General features: G+C 39.6%; 12 protein-coding genes. 3 read left to right on the forward strand and 9 right to left on the reverse strand.

Annotated features, from left to right (window positions below):
- The 4 genes from UYC_RS39420 to UYC_RS0108380 form a co-directional block, all read right to left on the reverse strand.
- A partial coding sequence (locus UYC_RS39420; RefSeq protein ID WP_016877272.1) for a beta-ketoacyl synthase N-terminal-like domain-containing protein occupies nucleotides 1-3,357 on the reverse strand: 3,357 nt, incomplete at its 3' end.
- Between the two features lie 90 nt (nucleotides 3,358-3,447).
- Nucleotides 3,448-3,999, reverse strand: coding sequence for a hypothetical protein (locus UYC_RS0108370; protein ID WP_016877267.1), 552 nt, complete (start codon nucleotides 3,997-3,999; stop codon nucleotides 3,448-3,450).
- Between the two features lie 512 nt (nucleotides 4,000-4,511).
- Entirely contained in the window at nucleotides 4,512-5,666 is a 1,155-nt protein-coding gene (gene devC / locus UYC_RS0108375) for an ABC transporter permease DevC (RefSeq protein ID WP_016877266.1), read from the reverse strand.
- Nucleotides 5,667-6,066: 400 nt separating this feature from the next.
- Nucleotides 6,067-7,434 (reverse strand): cytochrome P450, encoded by a 1,368-nt coding sequence (locus UYC_RS0108380; RefSeq protein ID WP_016877265.1) that lies wholly within the window; start codon nucleotides 7,432-7,434, stop codon nucleotides 6,067-6,069.
- A 268-nt stretch (nucleotides 7,435-7,702) separates the two neighbouring features.
- Here UYC_RS0108380 and UYC_RS0108385 point away from each other — a divergent pair, with 268 nt between their 5' ends.
- The 3 genes from UYC_RS0108385 (at nucleotide 7,703) to UYC_RS0108395 (ending at nucleotide 11,259) form a co-directional block, all read left to right on the forward strand.
- Complete coding sequence (locus tag UYC_RS0108385; RefSeq protein WP_016877264.1) at nucleotides 7,703-8,671, forward strand: NAD-dependent epimerase/dehydratase family protein; 969 nt, start codon at nucleotides 7,703-7,705, stop codon at nucleotides 8,669-8,671.
- 6 nt (nucleotides 8,672-8,677) lie between these two features.
- Entirely contained in the window at nucleotides 8,678-9,991 is a 1,314-nt protein-coding gene (locus UYC_RS0108390; protein WP_016877263.1) for a phthiocerol/phthiodiolone dimycocerosyl transferase family protein, read from the forward strand.
- A gap of 116 nt (nucleotides 9,992-10,107) precedes the next feature.
- Entirely contained in the window at nucleotides 10,108-11,259 is a 1,152-nt protein-coding gene (locus UYC_RS0108395; protein ID WP_235181610.1) for an ABC exporter membrane fusion protein, read from the forward strand.
- Nucleotides 11,260-11,537: 278 nt separating this feature from the next.
- Here the strand turns inward: UYC_RS0108395 and UYC_RS0108400 are convergent, their stop codons facing one another.
- From UYC_RS0108400 to UYC_RS0108420, 5 genes are all read right to left on the reverse strand, one after another.
- Complete coding sequence (locus UYC_RS0108400) at nucleotides 11,538-13,460, reverse strand: Hsp70 family protein (RefSeq protein ID WP_016877261.1); 1,923 nt, start codon at nucleotides 13,458-13,460, stop codon at nucleotides 11,538-11,540.
- 15 nt (nucleotides 13,461-13,475) lie between these two features.
- The gene (locus UYC_RS0108405) at nucleotides 13,476-14,372 is read right to left on the reverse strand and encodes a hypothetical protein (protein WP_016877260.1); all 897 of its coding nucleotides are present in this window, start codon (nucleotides 14,370-14,372) and stop codon (nucleotides 13,476-13,478) included.
- A 286-nt stretch (nucleotides 14,373-14,658) separates the two neighbouring features.
- A complete protein-coding gene (locus UYC_RS0108410) occupies nucleotides 14,659-14,856 on the reverse strand; it encodes a hypothetical protein (RefSeq protein ID WP_016877259.1) in 198 nt (65 codons plus the stop codon).
- A 351-nt stretch (nucleotides 14,857-15,207) separates the two neighbouring features.
- Nucleotides 15,208-15,615, reverse strand: coding sequence for a hypothetical protein (locus UYC_RS0108415; RefSeq protein ID WP_016877258.1), 408 nt, complete (start codon nucleotides 15,613-15,615; stop codon nucleotides 15,208-15,210).
- A 431-nt stretch (nucleotides 15,616-16,046) separates the two neighbouring features.
- Nucleotides 16,047-16,994 (reverse strand): DUF5996 family protein, encoded by a 948-nt coding sequence (locus UYC_RS0108420; RefSeq protein WP_016877257.1) that lies wholly within the window; start codon nucleotides 16,992-16,994, stop codon nucleotides 16,047-16,049.
- Between the last annotated feature and the right edge of the window lie 81 nt (nucleotides 16,995-17,075).

The raw sequence follows: 17,075 nt of genomic DNA on the forward strand, positions 1-17,075 counted from the left end.
GTTACTACCTCCAAAGCCGAAGGAATTAATGCCTGCAATTCGCGGCTGAGAACCTGTTTGCCAAGGCAGACAAGTTTGGGGAATATCAAAGCAAGTATTTGCTAGGGAAATATGAGGATTAAGATTTTGGAAATGCAGATTTGGTGGAATTTGCTTGTGTTGTAGCGCCAATATCGTTTTGATTAAAGAAGCAATACCAGCGGCTGCTTCTAAATGTCCAATATTTGTCTTGACAGAACCGATAAAACATTTGCGATCGCTTGTACGGCTTTGGTTGAGAACTGCCTGGATAGACTGCATTTCAATCGGATCGCCCAAGGGTGTACCAGTGCCGTGAGCTTCTACATAGCTAATTTGATCGGGTTTGACATTAGCCTGTTTGAGGGCTTGTTGCATGACTGCTTGTTGAGCTGGACCGTTGGGAGCTGTGATTCCATTCGATTTGCCGTCTTGGTTGGCAGCGCTGCCCCGAATCTTTGCTAGTATATAGTCACCATCTCGCATGGCATCGGATAATCTTTTAAGAATCACTACACCGCAACCTTCGCCGCGCACGTAGCCATCAGCTCCAGAATCAAAGGTTTTGCAACTACCTGTGGCAGACATCATACCCGCTTGAGAAAAATTAATCGTCAGCTGTGGCTGCAACAGCACGTTGACACCACCAACGATCGCCATTTGCGATTCTTGAGAACGCAAGCTTTGGCAAGCAAGGTGGAGAGCAAATAATGATGAAGAGCAGGCTGTATCCACTGCTACACTAGGCCCTTTCAAGTCAAAGGTATAGGAAAGACGATTGGCAGCAATGCTGTGGGCATTACCCGTGCCGACATAGGCGTCTATTTCGGAGATGTCATTTAACTGGGCAAGGGAGTAATCTTGTGTAGAAATACCTATATAAACTCCCGTGGCGCTACCTGCAATTTGCTGGGGTGGAATACCTGCATTTTCTAGTGCTTCCCAAGTTGTTTCTAGCAATAATCTTTGTTGGGGATCTAGGCGTGTAGCTTCACGACGAGAAATACCAAAGAAGACTGCATCAAATTCATCAAGATTTGAAAGAAAACCACCCCATTTGGTATTCATTTTCCCTGGCGTGCCGGGTGTCGAGTCGTAATAGCTATTGATATCCCAACGTTCTGGTGGTATTTCAGTGATGGCATTACCACCCTGGCTTAACAGTTGCCAAAAAGCTTCTGCATCGGCTGCACCAGGAAAACGACAAGCCATTCCAATGACTGCGATCGCTTCAGTATGAGTTTCTGAATTAGAATTCTCTGGGATCGCAGTAGAACTTTGTTGCGGGGTATCATCAGCTAAATGTTGAGCAAGAGCGGCGATCGTAGGATAATCCCAAACAATAGTTGCTGGAATTGAGCGTTGCAGCCAAGTTTCTAGTTCTCCCGATAAATTTACAGAGTCAATCGAAGATAAACCAAAACGTGTAAATGGTTGAGTAACATCGATTGTTTTTGGCTCTAGATGCAGCCGTTTGGCGATTTGCTCGACAAGCCAAGTCTCAATTACTGATTGTTGCGGTGATTTTATAGATGACTCGGAAGTGTCTGCTACCTGGGGTGATGAAGTATGTTCAGAAGTTTTGACTGTTTCTACTAGAGATTGCCAAGCGCCTACAACCTCCAGTTGATTTTCGAGAAACTGCTTTTTAGTGGCGCGACGCATAATTTTGCCACTGGAAGTTTTGGGAATGCTACCAGGTTTGATAATCGCAATTGCATGGGCTTGCAATTCGTGAATCTCTGCAATGGCTTGGTGAATGTTACCAATCACTTCATTCACGTCAGGCTTTTGACGAAAATCTAATTCTTGAACAATAACAAGGCACTCTTTACCGTTGACATCTACAGAAAAAGCAGCGCCACCTCCAGAACGAAGAGAGGAATGGCTAGATTCTACAGTCAGTTCAATATCTTGGGGATAGTGGTTGCGACCTGCTATGATAATGATGTCTTTCAAGCGTCCAGTGACAAAAAGTTCACCATCACGCATAAATCCAAGATCCCCAGTACGCAGGAAAGGCCCTTCACCAGTATCAGCTAGGTAAGCATGGAAAGTTGCAGCCGTTTCATCTGGGCGATTCCAATAGCCTTTGGCAACACTAGGGCTTTGAAACCAAATTTCTCCGACTTCATCCGGTTGGCAACGATGTAAAGTTTCTGGATTGGCAACTATTACTTTTTGATCTAGAATTTCGTGACCGCAACCAACTAGAGTATGGGCTTTAGTTTGGCTATTGTCACCGATGGGGACAATCCGATTTTTTTCTAAGCTATCTTTATCAACATCTATATAAACTGGCAATTCATCCCTGCTACCGCCTGTCACAAATAAAGTGCCTTCAGCCAATCCATAACAAGAATAAAATGCTTGTTTGCGAAAACCACAAGCACTGAAAACTTTAGCAAATGCTTCTATAGTGTCTTTACGTACTGGCTCTGCACCCGAACCCGCTGTCTTCCAACAACTTAAATCTAGTTCTGCCAGTTGTGATTCTGTAATTTTTTCAATGCATAGTTGATAAGCAAAATTAGGTGCAACACTGGTAGTACCCCGAAAACGAGAAATTGCTTGCAACCATCGCAAAGGTTTTTGTAGAAATGCTGTAGGTGACATAAATGTGCAGGGCATTCCTACATACAGTGGCTGTAGCATCCCGCCAATTAAACCCATGTCATGAAAGGTGGGCAGCCAAGAAATGAAGCGATCGCTTGGGGAATGTTCCCAACCAATGCGAATTACTTCAGAATTATGCAGTAAGTTACCGTGAGTAATAATCACACCCTTGGGATTGCCAGTAGAACCAGAAGTATATTGTAAGAATGCTACTGTATCGCTAGAGGTATCAACATACTGCCAGTCACTCGCCAGTACTTCAGAAATGTCATCAATAGCAATCCACTGTAAATCTTGCAAGTCGGCATTTTGCATTACCATCGGTTGCACGATCGCCTTTGTGTTTGCGTCTGTAAGTACGGCTTTGGCAGATGCATCTTCCACAATCGAGAGTAGTCGAGGCAAACCGCGATTTTTTCTGGGCGGATAGGCAGGAACAGCAATTACACCCGCGTAAAGACAACCAAAAAAGGCGACAATAAAATCCATGCCTGGAGGGAACATTAATAAAATGCGATCGCCTCTTTGACAGAGTGTTGATAAATGAACTGCAACTGCTTGTACCCGTTTTTCAAACTCTGCATAAGTTAAATTTTCTGATGGATTTTCTCCATCTCCAAGAAAGGTATATGTGGTTTGATTCGGTTCAGATTGAACTCTAAAATTTAATAACTCAATCCAATTTTTAAATTCAGTAATTTTTCCTGATGTATGCAAAACCATATTTACTTCGTCCTAATCTTTTTTATATAGTTGGAGTAATTTAAGTAAATAGATAAATAATTTCTGGATTTTTGACTTGACTCACTCTATTTAAATATTGTGTGATTTTTCTAAAAACTCTGAAAAATCATGTTCACAATTTTGCGAATTTTCTAATTTGTTTTGACATTCTCTTTCTTTATCATCTTGCTTAAATAAATCAATGTTTTTGTGAGTGAGTATAAAACAATCTATTTTCTTCATAATTTGAGGAACACATGAATAATGTACTTGCCAGATACTACGAGGGCTGAGACGATAAGTTTTAGAGCTTTCTAATTCCATTGTTCGGAATTCTGAATTATCCTGCATTTTTTGGTAGAGTTTATTTGTTTCTACAGCAATTTCTTTAAAATTATTTAATTCAATTTCTAGTTGATAACTTAAAGCGTTGATAATATCACTTAAAGCTTCTAGTTGTTCTATTCTTTGTGTAAGTTCTAGCTTTAGATTTTCCTGCATTTGCTGTTGTTTAAGTTCAGCTAACTGCTGCATATGGGAGCAAAGAAAAGTAATTTCTAGTTGTAAGTTATCTAACTCTTGATGTCTAGCAAGAATTGCAGATTCGAGTGTCAGGCTATTTTCTATAGGTGAGAATGTCATACAAAGTTACAATAATCACAATCATACTGTAGTATTTAGAATAAATTGTCTAAGCATTTTTACTCGAAACAGCTTGACAGTGAAAGTATATTTTATTGCAAAAAATAATTTGCAAAGTAATCTAGCAAGAATGTCTAAGCTTTAAATTTACGGCTAATTTCTATAAGTGAGAGTTTCATGTAAAGTTTTAATGGTTACGATTATACAATAAAAATTAAGTATAGTTACTATGACAGATATAAAAATAAAGTAATTTTTATTACTTTATTTAGTCTACAAAGTAGATCGGCAAGATTTCGGAATCAAAACCAGCTTGAGATAACTAGTGCTACCTCAAACAAGAGCCAGTTGCTCTAATTCTCGTTACTAGGTTGAAGCTGGCAACGAAGATTGGTAGGCTGCTGAAGGCTTGCTTGTGGGATGGAGGCAATCTTCCTCCAGAGAACTGGTTTCTAGCTTAAGTCACAAACGGGGAGAACTAGGGGAGATTCTCCCACACCTACCCTCTAGCCTTAAAAAACATCTGCTGGATCGGCATCTCGGAGTTTTACCATTGCGATCGCACCGGATGCAAAGCACATTAAAAATGTCAACAGTAATACAAATATGGCTCGGCTAAAGTCCATATTCATAGGTAAGCGAGAGGCACTTTTAGTCAGTTCATATAAAATATTGGAAATCAAAAATCCAGGAATATAACCCAAAACTGCTAGAATGAAAGCTTCTTGTAGAACTAAACTCAACAGATAATTGTGCGTATACCCAATGGCTTTTAGTGTTGCATACTGAGCCAAGTGTTCGGTGACATCGGTGTAAAGAATTTGATATACAATCACAGCACCAACAATAAAGCCCATCAAGGCACCTAAAGCAAAAATATATCCAATCACTGAACTATTAGCCCAATATGTTTTTTCCAGTTTGATAAACTCTTCATGAGTTAGTACTTTGACGTCTTTGGGCAATTTTTGCACTAAATCTGCTTTCACGGTTTGAATATTCGCACCAGGCTTGAGGTTAATTAAACCTATACTCACCTTTTCTAAAGATTCATTAAATAACCGGATGAAGTTTAAATCACTAGTCACTAAAATGCCATCTGCGGAAAAGATAGATCCTCCTAAAGTAAATAATCCGGCTACTGTCACCTTACGGAAATTAACTTCGGTAGAAACTTCTTTACCCTGTTCAAAATTTGCAACAATTGGCCCAAATTCCGGTCTCGATGTTCTATCAAATAGCACCATATCTGGTAGCTTAACTTTATCAAGATTTGCATTCATTTCTGGTAAATCAAAAACTCGCTCATCTGGATTAAAACTGAAAATTAGGATGGCACGGTTGCGAGGTTGATTAGGATTTTTCCAATCTGAAAAACGTATGTAGAGAGAGTTAACTGAATCTACACCATTAGCACTCAAAGCTTGGTAAAGACGACGTCTCGGAAAATGTAGTCTGTAAGTAACATCTATTAAATTTTCTACACGGGGATTAATTAGAATTAAATCTGCGTGTAGTTTTTTGTGTATTTCAGTTGCACTATCATAAAGAGCAACTTGAAACCCCAATTGCATAAATATTAATAGAGTTGAAAAAGCGATACCAGCTAATACTACTAATAACCTGGTTTTTTGACTCATTAATTGCAGCCAAGCTACAGGTATCATCTTCCACATTTTCTTAACATCCTTACCATATTTATGTATATATAGCAATCCGATTTTATTTTTGAAAAAATCTAAGAAGACTTTGGTGCGTTACCAGCGTGACAAGACTAAAATGATGCGATAGAAAAGGCTCGTAGCAACCTATGATCGGAATTTGACTACTAATATAAAAACTTCTTGCAGTAATCACGATCTAGATTAATTACAACCACAGATAGACACAGATGTTATCGGTGTTTATCGGTGTCCATCTGTGGTCGATTTGTTTAAAAATAGAATGAGTGTAATAGGTTTAATACACTAGTTTAGCCTTTTCACACCAGTATGTTTCAAAAATAAAAATGAGTTCTAGAATTTAAGAATTTTAGTATAGTAAATTTGCTGAAATTTACTATGCTAATTAACCAACACTTTCTACCTGCATATAAATTCCATCTTGAGGATGTAAAGTAATATCAAATTGGTGTTTCACCTGAAAGTCAGGTATTAAATGAAAACGGTATTCTTGTAAGATTTTTGGAATTATGAGTTGCATCATCATCATTGCAAAATTTCTACCAATACATGAACGTGCCCCTGTGCCAAAGGGAATATAAGCCAATTCAGAATGTGTTGACTCTAGCGCGGGATCGAAGCGCTCTGGTTTAAACTCGTGGGGATTTGACCAAAACTCAGGATGGCGGTGCATAATTAGAGGACTAATGTAGACTACAGTATTGGCAGGTATCTCGTAATCTCCCAATCTATCTGGCTGAAGAGGGCTGCGTGCAAAGATCCAAATCGGTGGATACAAGCGTAACGATTCTTGAATTACCATGCGCGTATACTTCATTCGAGGAATATCTTGATAAGTTGGCGGCTCATTTCCAAGCATGGATTCCACCTCGCACCGCAATTTCTCTTCTACCTGTGGATGTTGTGACAGGAGGTAAAATAGCCAAGAAAGGGCGCTGGCTGTAGTCTCGTAACCTGCGACTAAAAGTGTCAGGATTTGATCTCTAATTTCGCGATCGCTAAGGGAATCACCTGTGGCTTGATCACGCGCTTGAATTAGAGCATTCATTAAATTCATTTCCTGTTTTTGCTGCTGGCGGTATGCTGCAATCATTGCAAAAACCATTCGATCCAAAGTTTGTAGAGCCTGACGGGTTTGGAGATTGCCTGAAGTTGGCACCCATAAAGGTAAAGTTATGGGTGTGATCAAGCGTCTTGCTACTTCTGCTTGGAGAACATCTACTGTATGAATGAAGGTTTGCCACTCATCTGTGACATTTGCCCCAAATAAAGTTGGAGCTACAATGTCTAGTGTCAAATGCAACATTTCATCTTTGAGATTCAAGACTTGATTTGTATTAGCTGCTACTTGCCAGCGTTTGATATAAGCTGCTGTCGCTTCAGAAATCATGGCAGCATAATTTGCCATTTGATTGGCATGAAAGACGGGCTGGGCGATGCGACGCAGGCGTGCCCATACTTCATCATCTGTTGTCAGCAGGCCTTGTCCCAAAAATGGTGTAGCCTCTGCTAAAAACTTGCGATCGCGATGGTAGTTTTTGCGATTCGTAATCAGGATATGTTTGATATAGTCTGGATGGTTGAGGAAGTAAAAATCTATTGGCCCCATCCGAAATTTGACAATATCGCCATATTGACTGCTAACATCGCTCAAGAACCGAAAAGGTTCGGTTTGAAATTGCGATAGATTACCCCAAAATCCCCGTGTTGGAGGGCTGGGAACAGTCTTTGTGGCGCGTGTAGCAATTGTCATTTCTAATTTTCCTGAATTAATTTAAGTGTTTTCACAAATTCCGATGATGTAAATGTTATCTTTGATTAACGTATATTTCCTTAAGCGAGGAGCAGTAAGTTAATTTATATTTACATCAATATACTGAGAGATACTTCTGATGTGCAGTCTGGAATTGTCTACACGCAAACTTGGATAAATTTCGGAAATGACAATTGCGGTGGTGTAATCAACACTGTATGAGACAAATTACTGTAATGACGCAAGCACTACACAAGATATAAGGAATATGCGAGTTTTTGTCACAGGTGGAAATGGTTTTTTAGGTTCAGCAGTTGTACGGAGCCTGATTGAGAAAGGGCATCAAGTACGCTGTCTTTTACGTTATTCAAGTAACACGTCTCGCATTGATGGATTACCGATTGAACGGGTATTAGGTGATATGCATGATTGTGCATCACTAGAAGCTGGGATGAGCGGATGCGATGGTGTCATCCACCTGGCAGGCATCTCAGACTGGATGGAAATTACCTCATCTAAGATGCACGAATCGATTGTTGTCGGCACAAAAAATGTTCTCAATACTGCTCTCAAAGTTGGTAAACCACGTTTTGTCTACATCAGTACTATCTCTGCAGTTAACGGTACACCTAAACCGATTTTGCAAAATGAGGATACACCATGTACCTTAAACTTGGATGAGTTTGCTTTTGTTAAGGCTAAACGCGAAGCAGAAGTTCTGTGTTACCAAGCTGCGGCTGCGGGCGCTCCTGTGATGGTGGTTTGTCCTCCAGAAACTTTTGGCCCTAATGATATTGATTTTATTACTTCTCGCAATTTAATTAATTGGTATAATTCATCGCCTGTTTTAGTATCTGTGGGTGGAGTTTGCGTGGGATATGTCGATGATGTCGCAGCAGGAATAGTTGCTGCTCTCGAAAAAGGTAAACCAGGCGATCGCTACATCTTGGGTGGCGAAAATGTGACTGTAAAACAGATAGCAGAACTGATGTTTGAGATTTTAGGAGAAAAAAGAAACATCATCGAAATTCCCAACTCAATTATTAGATTTCTAACTAAAGTAGCCTGTAGTTTACATTTACCACTTCCGTATAATCCATACATCGTGCCTTATGCAACGCGATTTTGGTTTATGGATAATACCAAGGCTACAAAAGAATTGGGAATTTCTTTCCGCTCGGCACGAGAAGCATTAGCACCTACTATGGCTTGGCTAAAAGAAACAAATAGTATTTAAAGTAATATGCAAAGAGAATTAGGTATATCCGAAAGAGTTGTATGGCTTCTTAGTGAAGCTGGTTCTAATAACTTTGTGATCATCGCTAAAATCAGTGGTTTTCTCTCAGAACCAATTCTGCGTCAGGCGCTGATACTGATGCAAAAAAAGCATCCTCTTTTGGATGTACATATTGAGTTGGTTGGAGAAACTCCTCAATTTGTTTCCGCAGGCACGCCAGAAATTCCATTACGTATTCTTGAACTCAACAGTGCCGATGATTGGATTCAACAAGCCAACATCGAAATGAATCTTCCCTTTTGTTGGCAACAGGAACCATTGGTAAGATTAGTGTGGTTGAAAGCACAGCAAGAGCAGATTATTCTTGTTACCTTTCACCATGCTATTGGTGATGCAAAAGCAGGTACTTATTTTGTACGTGATTTATTATCAATTGCGAGCGAACTCATAATTGATGGTACTGCTAAAAGTCATCTACCTTTACCCGAAAGGCCTCCTAGTGATGAACTAATTCCAGCTAATTTCCAAGGCATTAAAGGTGCATTTAATGTAATAGAAGGAGGATTACGTCAAGGGTTGATGTTAACTAAACAGCCCAAAAAAATTCCTCCGGAAAAAGATGTGCCAGTTGCAGAAGTACGTACTTATATAATTCATAAAACTTTGCCGCCAGAGATTACACAATTAATGAAAAAATCTTGTCAAGGAGAAAATACTTCTGTTCATGGTTTGATTTGTGCTTTGATGTTAAAGGCGGTAGCAAATAGGATTTCAGCTACAGAAAAAGAATTGATTGCTCTCGGTTGTTTTTCTACTATTAATATACGTAATTTATTAACTCCTCAGATAGGAGATGAAATAGGTTTATACGTTTCTGGAATTTCTACATTTCACCAAGTTGGGAACAACACTCCTGTTTGGGATATAGCTAGAGAAGTCAAAAATAATCTTGCTCGCTTGCTAGAAAAAGGTGAGGCATTTGCAACGTTAATGTTACAGAAAAATCTGTTACGCAAAAAGATTACTCCTCTACAATTAGCGCAGCAAGCCAATCAGTTTTTTCTATCAGCAACCTGTGTCACTAATCTTGGACAATTAGACATTCCTCAAAAGTACGGCACTTTAGAATTAGAAGCACTACATTTTTGTGTTGCTGGTAATGCTTTTCCAGGAGGAGGTATTGGTGTTGCTGCCACAACATTTAATGGACAAGCAACATTTAATTTTATGTTTGGTGTACCGCTCATGTCTCCCAATACAGCGGAAGCAATAGTTAATGATGTCTTAGAGACTTTAAATCAGGCAATTGGAGTCTCTTGACAATAAATTAAATCAGGGATGTGCACATTTTAAATATCAAATTTTAGCTGTTTTGTCCTTAGTTATTACTATCATGGAATCAATCATAAATGCCTGCGGATTTTAGGAAAGAATCTTTGCTAAAACCTTCAGCTAAGAAGGTGATTACTATCGCTAGTTTGTTATCTTTGAGTTGTCTCAGTTTTGGTACTTACCAATTTTTGGAGCGCACACGAGCCAACCAACAATATTCTCAAGAAGTTAATAGTAATGAGTTCCAAGAAAGTAAGTTAATAGCTGCTCTTGGGCGTGTAGAACCACAAGGAGAAGTTGTTATTGTTGGCGGGCCTTTAGGAGAACGTATTGGTAATTTAGTGGTAAAAGAAAGTCAGCAAGTAACTAAAGGTAATATTATCGCCTATTTAGAAAGTTATCAAGAAAGACTAGCAGAAAAACAAGTTACTGCTAGTCAACTTAGAGAAGCTCGTCAGCGTTTAAAGACTGAAACTAATCTTGGCTATGCTGCAATTAAAGAAGCACAATCGCGTCTAGAACAAGTAAAGTTACCACAATTTTTAGGAATTGAAGCACAGCAAGCAAGTGTTAAACGCTTAGAATTAGAATTAGAAAATGCAAAAACAACTTTAGAGCGCTTTCAAAAGCTCAAGGATGAAGGAGCTATTTCTCAACAAACATTAGATGAAAAATTATTAGCTTTTAGTAGTAAGAAAGAAGAACTAAATAACGCTAAAGCAACATTAGCAAAGTTGACTCAAGAACGCGCAACTAATTTGTTAAATGCCAATACTCAAATCCAATCTGCTCAAGCTAATTTACAACGTTCTCGAAGTCAAGTTTTGGTAGAGTCTAGTTTACAAAATTTGAACTTAGCGAAGGCACGTTTAGAGCGTACTATTATCCGCGCACCAAGAAGTGGACAGATTCTCAAAATTTTTGCCCACGCAGGAGAAACTATTACTCAACAAGGAATTCTCCAACTTGGCAATACACAGCAAATGTACATTGTTGCAGAAGTGTATGAAACAGATGTTACTAAATTACGTCTCGGTCAAAAAGCTACTATTACCAGCAATGCTTTTCAAGGAGAATTGCAAGGAACAGTAGATTTAATTGGTTTACAAATTGGGAAAAAAGATATTTTAGCTACCGATCCAGCCGCAGAAGTAGACTCTAGGGTAGTAGAAGTAAAGATTCGTTTGAATTCAAAAGATAGTCAAAGGGTAGCAGGCTTAACTAACTTACAAGTAAATGTTAAAATTCATATTTAGGGGAATTTTTTAATTCACCCATAGCCAGTAGTGGGCTGACACAGCTAAAATGTTGCATCTCGTACACTCGACCCAACCTACAAAATATAATGCACAAATTTAGTCTTGTCACGCTACTATAGTAATTTTATTTTTACTTTATAAATGACCTCTAAAGCCCTTGTCGTTACCCACATTTTTTAAATCTCTCGCTTCGTTGCTATCCTGCCTTGGAATCAATTCCAAGGCTAATAGCTAAAGTCTACTGAAGTAGACTCAACAAAAATTTCAGCACAGCGCTATTGAATTAAAATAATCGCCTCTTGAACCTTAGTAGCCAGAGCCTTTTGCAGCCCTTGCCAAACTTTCTCTGTCAGTTTGTCAAAAGCCTGTTGATTTGCGATTAGTTGTTCTTGCAGTACCTTCTCTAACTCAGGCTGAATTTGCTCGCAAATATCCGCAATTTTTTTGTCGCTTAAAAAACTAGAACGCATCCAACTGGGAATATCCACATTTGTCTTGATTGCCTCTTGCACGCCTTTGCGATTTAGTTCCATGCCTGCTGCCATCACAGAAGCTCCATACACTAATGCGATCGGCCAGGTTAAATGTCCGGTTAAGATTAAAGTGATGATACTAGCAAGAGTGCCTCCACCAATAACTACATTGACGATAAACGCCACTGTGTCGGCAAGAATAGCATCTCCAATTCGCAACTCTGGGTGGACAAATTCGGGGTTGATGCTATCTTCAAACCTTAAACTGCTTCTCGGTATGTGAAACTTTCGACAAATCGGATCGGTTTGGGCGGCTAAGTTGGGTTGGATTTTGTTGTTAAACCAACTGATGCATTGATTGTTAATTATTTGTTGAGCGCTCGTACCCTTAAACCATTGCTCTGCCCGATGCTTCATTGATGTTTCCAATTCGGCTAAAGTTCGGATTTGGTTTTTTTGCCAGTCTTTTAAACCTGGTTTGACTGCGTTTTCAAGCAAGCTATCCGCGAGCGGCTTAGTTAACGATGCGATTAACTCCGGAATATGCTTTTCAATTATTTGTTGAAGCTTATTGGAGCCAAACAGGGTATCGACTTCTTGTTTAAAAGCAGTGGCACGCAAATCCCATCGCCCTACTCGCGCCAAACCTAATGCAATACACCGTTCAGGTTCTGGATCTGGGCGAAGCAGAGTTTCGCGATCGCTAAAGATTTCCTGACAGATTTGTCGGGTAAACTGCATCCGAGATGCACCGCCAGTCATCAGTACGAGTTTCGGTACGATATTTTCTTTGTCTAGCTTTTGTTTTGCCTCGCTGACAGCTTCGCGAAACGATTGAAGCCAACTTTTTTGCCCTAGTTGGGGCAAAGGTTGGTTCAAAATTTCCTCCATAATTAATTTGTTAACTTGGGGGATAAAGTAAATTTGTTCGTTGATAGACTCGAAGCCACGAGCAAAGGTTTGAGGATCGCTGTATACCTGTTCGTTAGAAAAGTAATCTTCCTTGGCTTTGCGGCAAGCAAGTTCACAACGAGCTTGGTGATGGGGATATTCTGTAAATATTTTTTCGAGTAATTGTGATCGCTCGTGTTGGGCAAGGGTGCGCTCAAAAATGGCTTTGTCGATTAGGGATGCTCCTAAAGCATTACTTCCAAAATCGATGGGAATTTCCTGCAAGCTTTTAACTAGAGTAAAATCTGTCGTCGAAGAGCCAATATCAATCATTAACACCGATGATTTGAGTTTTTCATACTCTAGTTTGCCGGCTTCCTTGGCTTGCATAAAAGCAGCTCGCGATTCAGGTATAACACTTAGTAGAGGAATGCCAGCTACTTGAAGTAGTTTTTGGTATTCTTCCCTTTCGCTTATTGTCCACCCAGAAGGGCAACCAACGTAAAAGTAGCTACTTTCCCCACCTTCAATTTGCTTGCTTTCTTTGAGTTTGCGGTAGTAGGTGGCAATAAAAGTGCTGATTGTTTCCCTATAATTTGGATCGTTGTTTGGTTTTTGCTTGAAAGAAATTTGCAGTCTGGTAACACCAGCTTGGATTAAGGCTTGCTCACCGACAAGATAACCGAGTTGGGGATGCCAACCAAGAGCCGTGACTTGGTTCTTTTTGTTATTCACTTCCAACATTTGGGGAGGTTCGATGCTCTCTACTATTGCTCTGGCGACAGCTGTTTCACCGTGCCCCAAATCAAAACCGATTGTCTCAAAAATTTTCATACTCTATATAGTCTGTTATTCTTTAGCCTGGGAGTACGCTGGCTCAATTACCCGCCCGCGCCGCAGCAAGCGATCGCCTTTCACCAAAGCAGGAGTTATTGTCACGTAATCTTTGGTGGTAGGATCGATGCTTGGCTCAAAGTCAAAATTCTCGCGATCGCTATGAGGCTGGTTTGGTTGATACATTTGAGCGCGAATTCCCTGCTCCATTAAAATCTGTGGCAGAAGTTTCGCTAGCTCTAACACCATTTGCGGTTGAGCAAGAAACGATGCACCAATTAGCCTTTGCAAAAAATGTAATAGTTCTGGTAATTCTTCTATACCGCGATCGGCAAAAGGTTGGTTTCCTTCTTCAACTCTAGCAACTGCTAAGTCAATAGTGTGCAGTGCATCGGCAAGATGATCTAAAAGAACTTTACTATCAACCCGTAGAATCGATTGAGGTAATTCCAATCGCTGGGGCAAGTTATTTTCCTGGTTATTTTTGTCTAGTTGAAGCACAACTTCCAGCCCTACAAGCACAGAAGCTAGCAAAAGAGCCATCCACGCACCTGGGGTAGTTTCGGTTAAATGGAACAACCAACCTAAAATACCTATATAAATTAGTGCCTTGAGTAATTTCAAGATTAACCTGTTGGGAGCAAACGTTGTCGCTTCTTGAATGATTTGCTGTTGTTGAGTAACTTGAATTTGCGTAGCCGCAGCCAGAGTAGCAATAGACTGCCGCAGCGTATCCAAGAAAAAGGAAGCCAGACGTACTTGAGCTATACTTAACTCGCTAATGTAAATTCTTTCCAGGCGATCGAGTTGGTTGTGAACCAGCTGAATTACTTCCTCTATACTGGTTGCCTTGTCAATTTCTGTCTGAAGTTGATTGCGTTCTTCGCTAAAGAGTGTAAATAGAGTTTTCATTACCTTGAGTAATAGCAGAAACTTTTTAATCTCATATAATTTAAGGTACCTATACAATCCTAACTAGACATTTTCAGATTTGGCGATCGCACGCAAACTTACGACGCATTTGTCTAAGTCACAAAAAAATTTGGCTCATGTATAGATATCGATGTTTCAGCACACGAAACCATAATTACGATATCCATATCGAGCCAAATTGTGATTAAACAATAGAAGCGATCGCTTGAATTGCGAGCTGATTAGAACGACAGCACAATCATTACGTGAGATTCCTTCGTTTTCATCAATCTTCTAATTGTAGGTAAAAGCCTTTGCCTGTATTGGTAACTTTAACCAACCTGCGATTGATTAATCTTTGAACAATGTCACTACTAAATTTGATATCACACAATTGAGCACTGCCACCATGATTGCGGATATATTGCAAGCATAGGTCGTCGTGGGATTTAATTTGAGTGTATAGTTCCTTGTTTCTAGTCATATTATTTGCTTTTTTCTACTGCTTACAGAAAGTATCAATATTCCAGTTGACAACAAATCAACATACGAAAACTACAAAGTAGCAGATATTGCACTTTGTATTTGTTTTTGGAAATTGAAGCTTCAGTATTGAAAAAGGAAAAATTAGTTTTAGAGACTGACTTAGCTGCTTGCTAATTTAAGTTTGATGTCAGTAAGATTGAGCTTTAATTTTTAGAAAAATGTGCTAAGTTTCGCTGAATTTAAAAGTAGCTGTTTGTCATCAAAAGCTCTGTGTGTCTATCATACATATGGCTTATAAATGACATTCAGCTTTGGAATATTTTGGTGTGCAGATACTTAAACAACCTTCCTATTGAAAGAGAGTATAAGAATCAGTAACACGAGGTATATTTATGTTCTCTCGGTGCTCCCACGAGGGATGGATGTAATTTCGCAGCCAACAAGAAAGTTCCCAAGCATACCTGTTAGATATTTCATCCAATAGCACAATAGCACTCTTGAGATGTAAAAAATCAACTGCTTCTCCAAAAAAGTCTAATGGAAAGGTCAAATTCTTTAAAAGGCTTTTGTATTGGCTCCATACCTGATTTTCCTTTTCAGCAAAACAATAATTACTCACGGAGAACTCTGCAATGCTTAAATCTAAACTCTCATCGTAAGCAAATATAAAAGTCTCGCCATTTCTCTCGGATTTATAATCACTGGGAAGCCAAAAATCTACGCAAAAAAACTGGTAATTGGTAGATGCAATCATCATGCTCTTTAACCCCAGAAGGAATTCATACTTACAGCCGAAAAACTGTTAGTAACAGATTATTTGCATTCGCCAATTCTGAAAATATTCCTTTGGGTAGATTAAGGCATTATTTCTCATTTTTTTTTCTTAAGTATTTCTGATTTTTCCTTTATTGTAGTTTTATTTTTACTTATTTCTTATGATTGTCTTATTAAGTTCTTATGGTATCTTTACCTTTAGAATTTATTTTAATCTAAATGGAAAATTAAATGACAATAACGATAGTAATTTTACCCATCACCAGCCTTGAGGGGAGGTATTTTTTCTAGTAAGCGTAATTTACCAGAATGAATAAAGGTAGTTCATAAAAAAAGTCCAGCAAAAATTTGAAGTATGAATTAATAAAATCTTTCATCCTTCATCTTTCTTCGGTTATCTCAGTGTTAACTTAATTATGTTGATAAGACTGGCACACGTTCCAATGCTGCTCGATCCCAATTTCCTAAATTTGCCGCTGCATCGTAGGTGCTTTGCAAAAAGGTAAGGAGTACTGCATCTGGATCTTCAGCCTGCCGTACTACCTCATATGGTAAGACAAACTCTCGCATCTCGGAACTGTAAAACGCCTCCTTGGGCTGGATCGGGTAATCTTTGAAGCCTTCTGGTTCTGGGTAGGCGTAGGAATAAAAAATGGGTTCTGTAACCGCTCCAGCACCCGGCCAAAAACCGCAGCTGCTGACTTCGTGAGAATAAGCTTCTCGCGTTACCCAATCTGCCATGTTAGGGATTCCGCCTGGATGATCTGGGGCACGACGCCCAGAAAAACGAGTCACAGCCAAGTCGAAGCTTCCCCAGAAAAAGTGGACAGGGCTGCATTTACCAATAAAACGTGAGCGAAATTCTTTCATGATCCGATCTGTTTGCATGAGAATGCGCCAAACTCGCTGGGCGTATTCCGGATCGTAAGCTGTATGTTTGCGATCGCGCTCAAAAGGAATTGGCTCGGCAACTTCTTGGGGCATCGTCCAAATCCGAGCTTCGATGCCATTCCCAGTTAGTGTGTCCGTAATCTCTTGATAAAGATCAGCTACAGAGCGAGGAGCAAGGGCGATTCTTTTAGTGGTGCCATCACTAATATCGATTTGTAAGTAGTGTTCAAGAAAATCGAAGCTAATCTCAAAGGTGCGCGTTCCGTAAGGAATTGAAGAGGTTGTTAGTCCACGAGGTGTGACATACAAAGTAGACTGCCACCAGTGGTTGAGTTTGGGAGACAAAGCCAGTCGAATCTTACCGACAATCTGAGTCCACATATGTAAAGTTTCATACGTATCCTGCCATTCTCTCAGAGGCAAAGTAGGCCAGATTACATCGGTGAATGTTCCACGAACAGTCTCTGCCATAAGGAAAACCTCCATGTGAGGACATTAAAAAGTCAGCATTTATATGTATAAATTAAGACTAAGCGAGTAAACAAATATTTT

Source organism: Chlorogloeopsis fritschii PCC 6912, from assembly GCF_000317285.1.
Taxonomy (GTDB): Bacteria; Cyanobacteriota; Cyanobacteriia; order Cyanobacteriales; family Nostocaceae; genus Chlorogloeopsis; species Chlorogloeopsis fritschii.

Bases quoted from the DNA above. Each gene is read 5' to 3' on its own strand.
- UYC_RS0108370 (WP_016877267.1), bottom strand. From the start codon at position 3,999: ATGACATTCTCACCTATAGAAAATAGCCTGACACTCGAATCTGCAATT.
- devC (WP_016877266.1), bottom strand. From the start codon at position 5,666: ATGATACCTGTAGCTTGGCTGCAATTAATGAGTCAAAAAACCAGGTTA.
- UYC_RS0108380 (WP_016877265.1), bottom strand. From the start codon at position 7,434: ATGACAATTGCTACACGCGCCACAAAGACTGTTCCCAGCCCTCCAACA.
- UYC_RS0108385 (WP_016877264.1), top strand. From the start codon at position 7,703: ATGCGAGTTTTTGTCACAGGTGGAAATGGTTTTTTAGGTTCAGCAGTT.
- UYC_RS0108390 (WP_016877263.1), top strand. From the start codon at position 8,678: ATGCAAAGAGAATTAGGTATATCCGAAAGAGTTGTATGGCTTCTTAGT.
- UYC_RS0108400 (WP_016877261.1), bottom strand. From the start codon at position 13,460: ATGAAAATTTTTGAGACAATCGGTTTTGATTTGGGGCACGGTGAAACA.
- UYC_RS0108405 (WP_016877260.1), bottom strand. From the start codon at position 14,372: ATGAAAACTCTATTTACACTCTTTAGCGAAGAACGCAATCAACTTCAG.
- UYC_RS0108410 (WP_016877259.1), bottom strand. From the start codon at position 14,856: ATGACTAGAAACAAGGAACTATACACTCAAATTAAATCCCACGACGAC.
- UYC_RS0108415 (WP_016877258.1), bottom strand. From the start codon at position 15,615: ATGATGATTGCATCTACCAATTACCAGTTTTTTTGCGTAGATTTTTGG.
- UYC_RS0108420 (WP_016877257.1), bottom strand. From the start codon at position 16,994: ATGGCAGAGACTGTTCGTGGAACATTCACCGATGTAATCTGGCCTACT.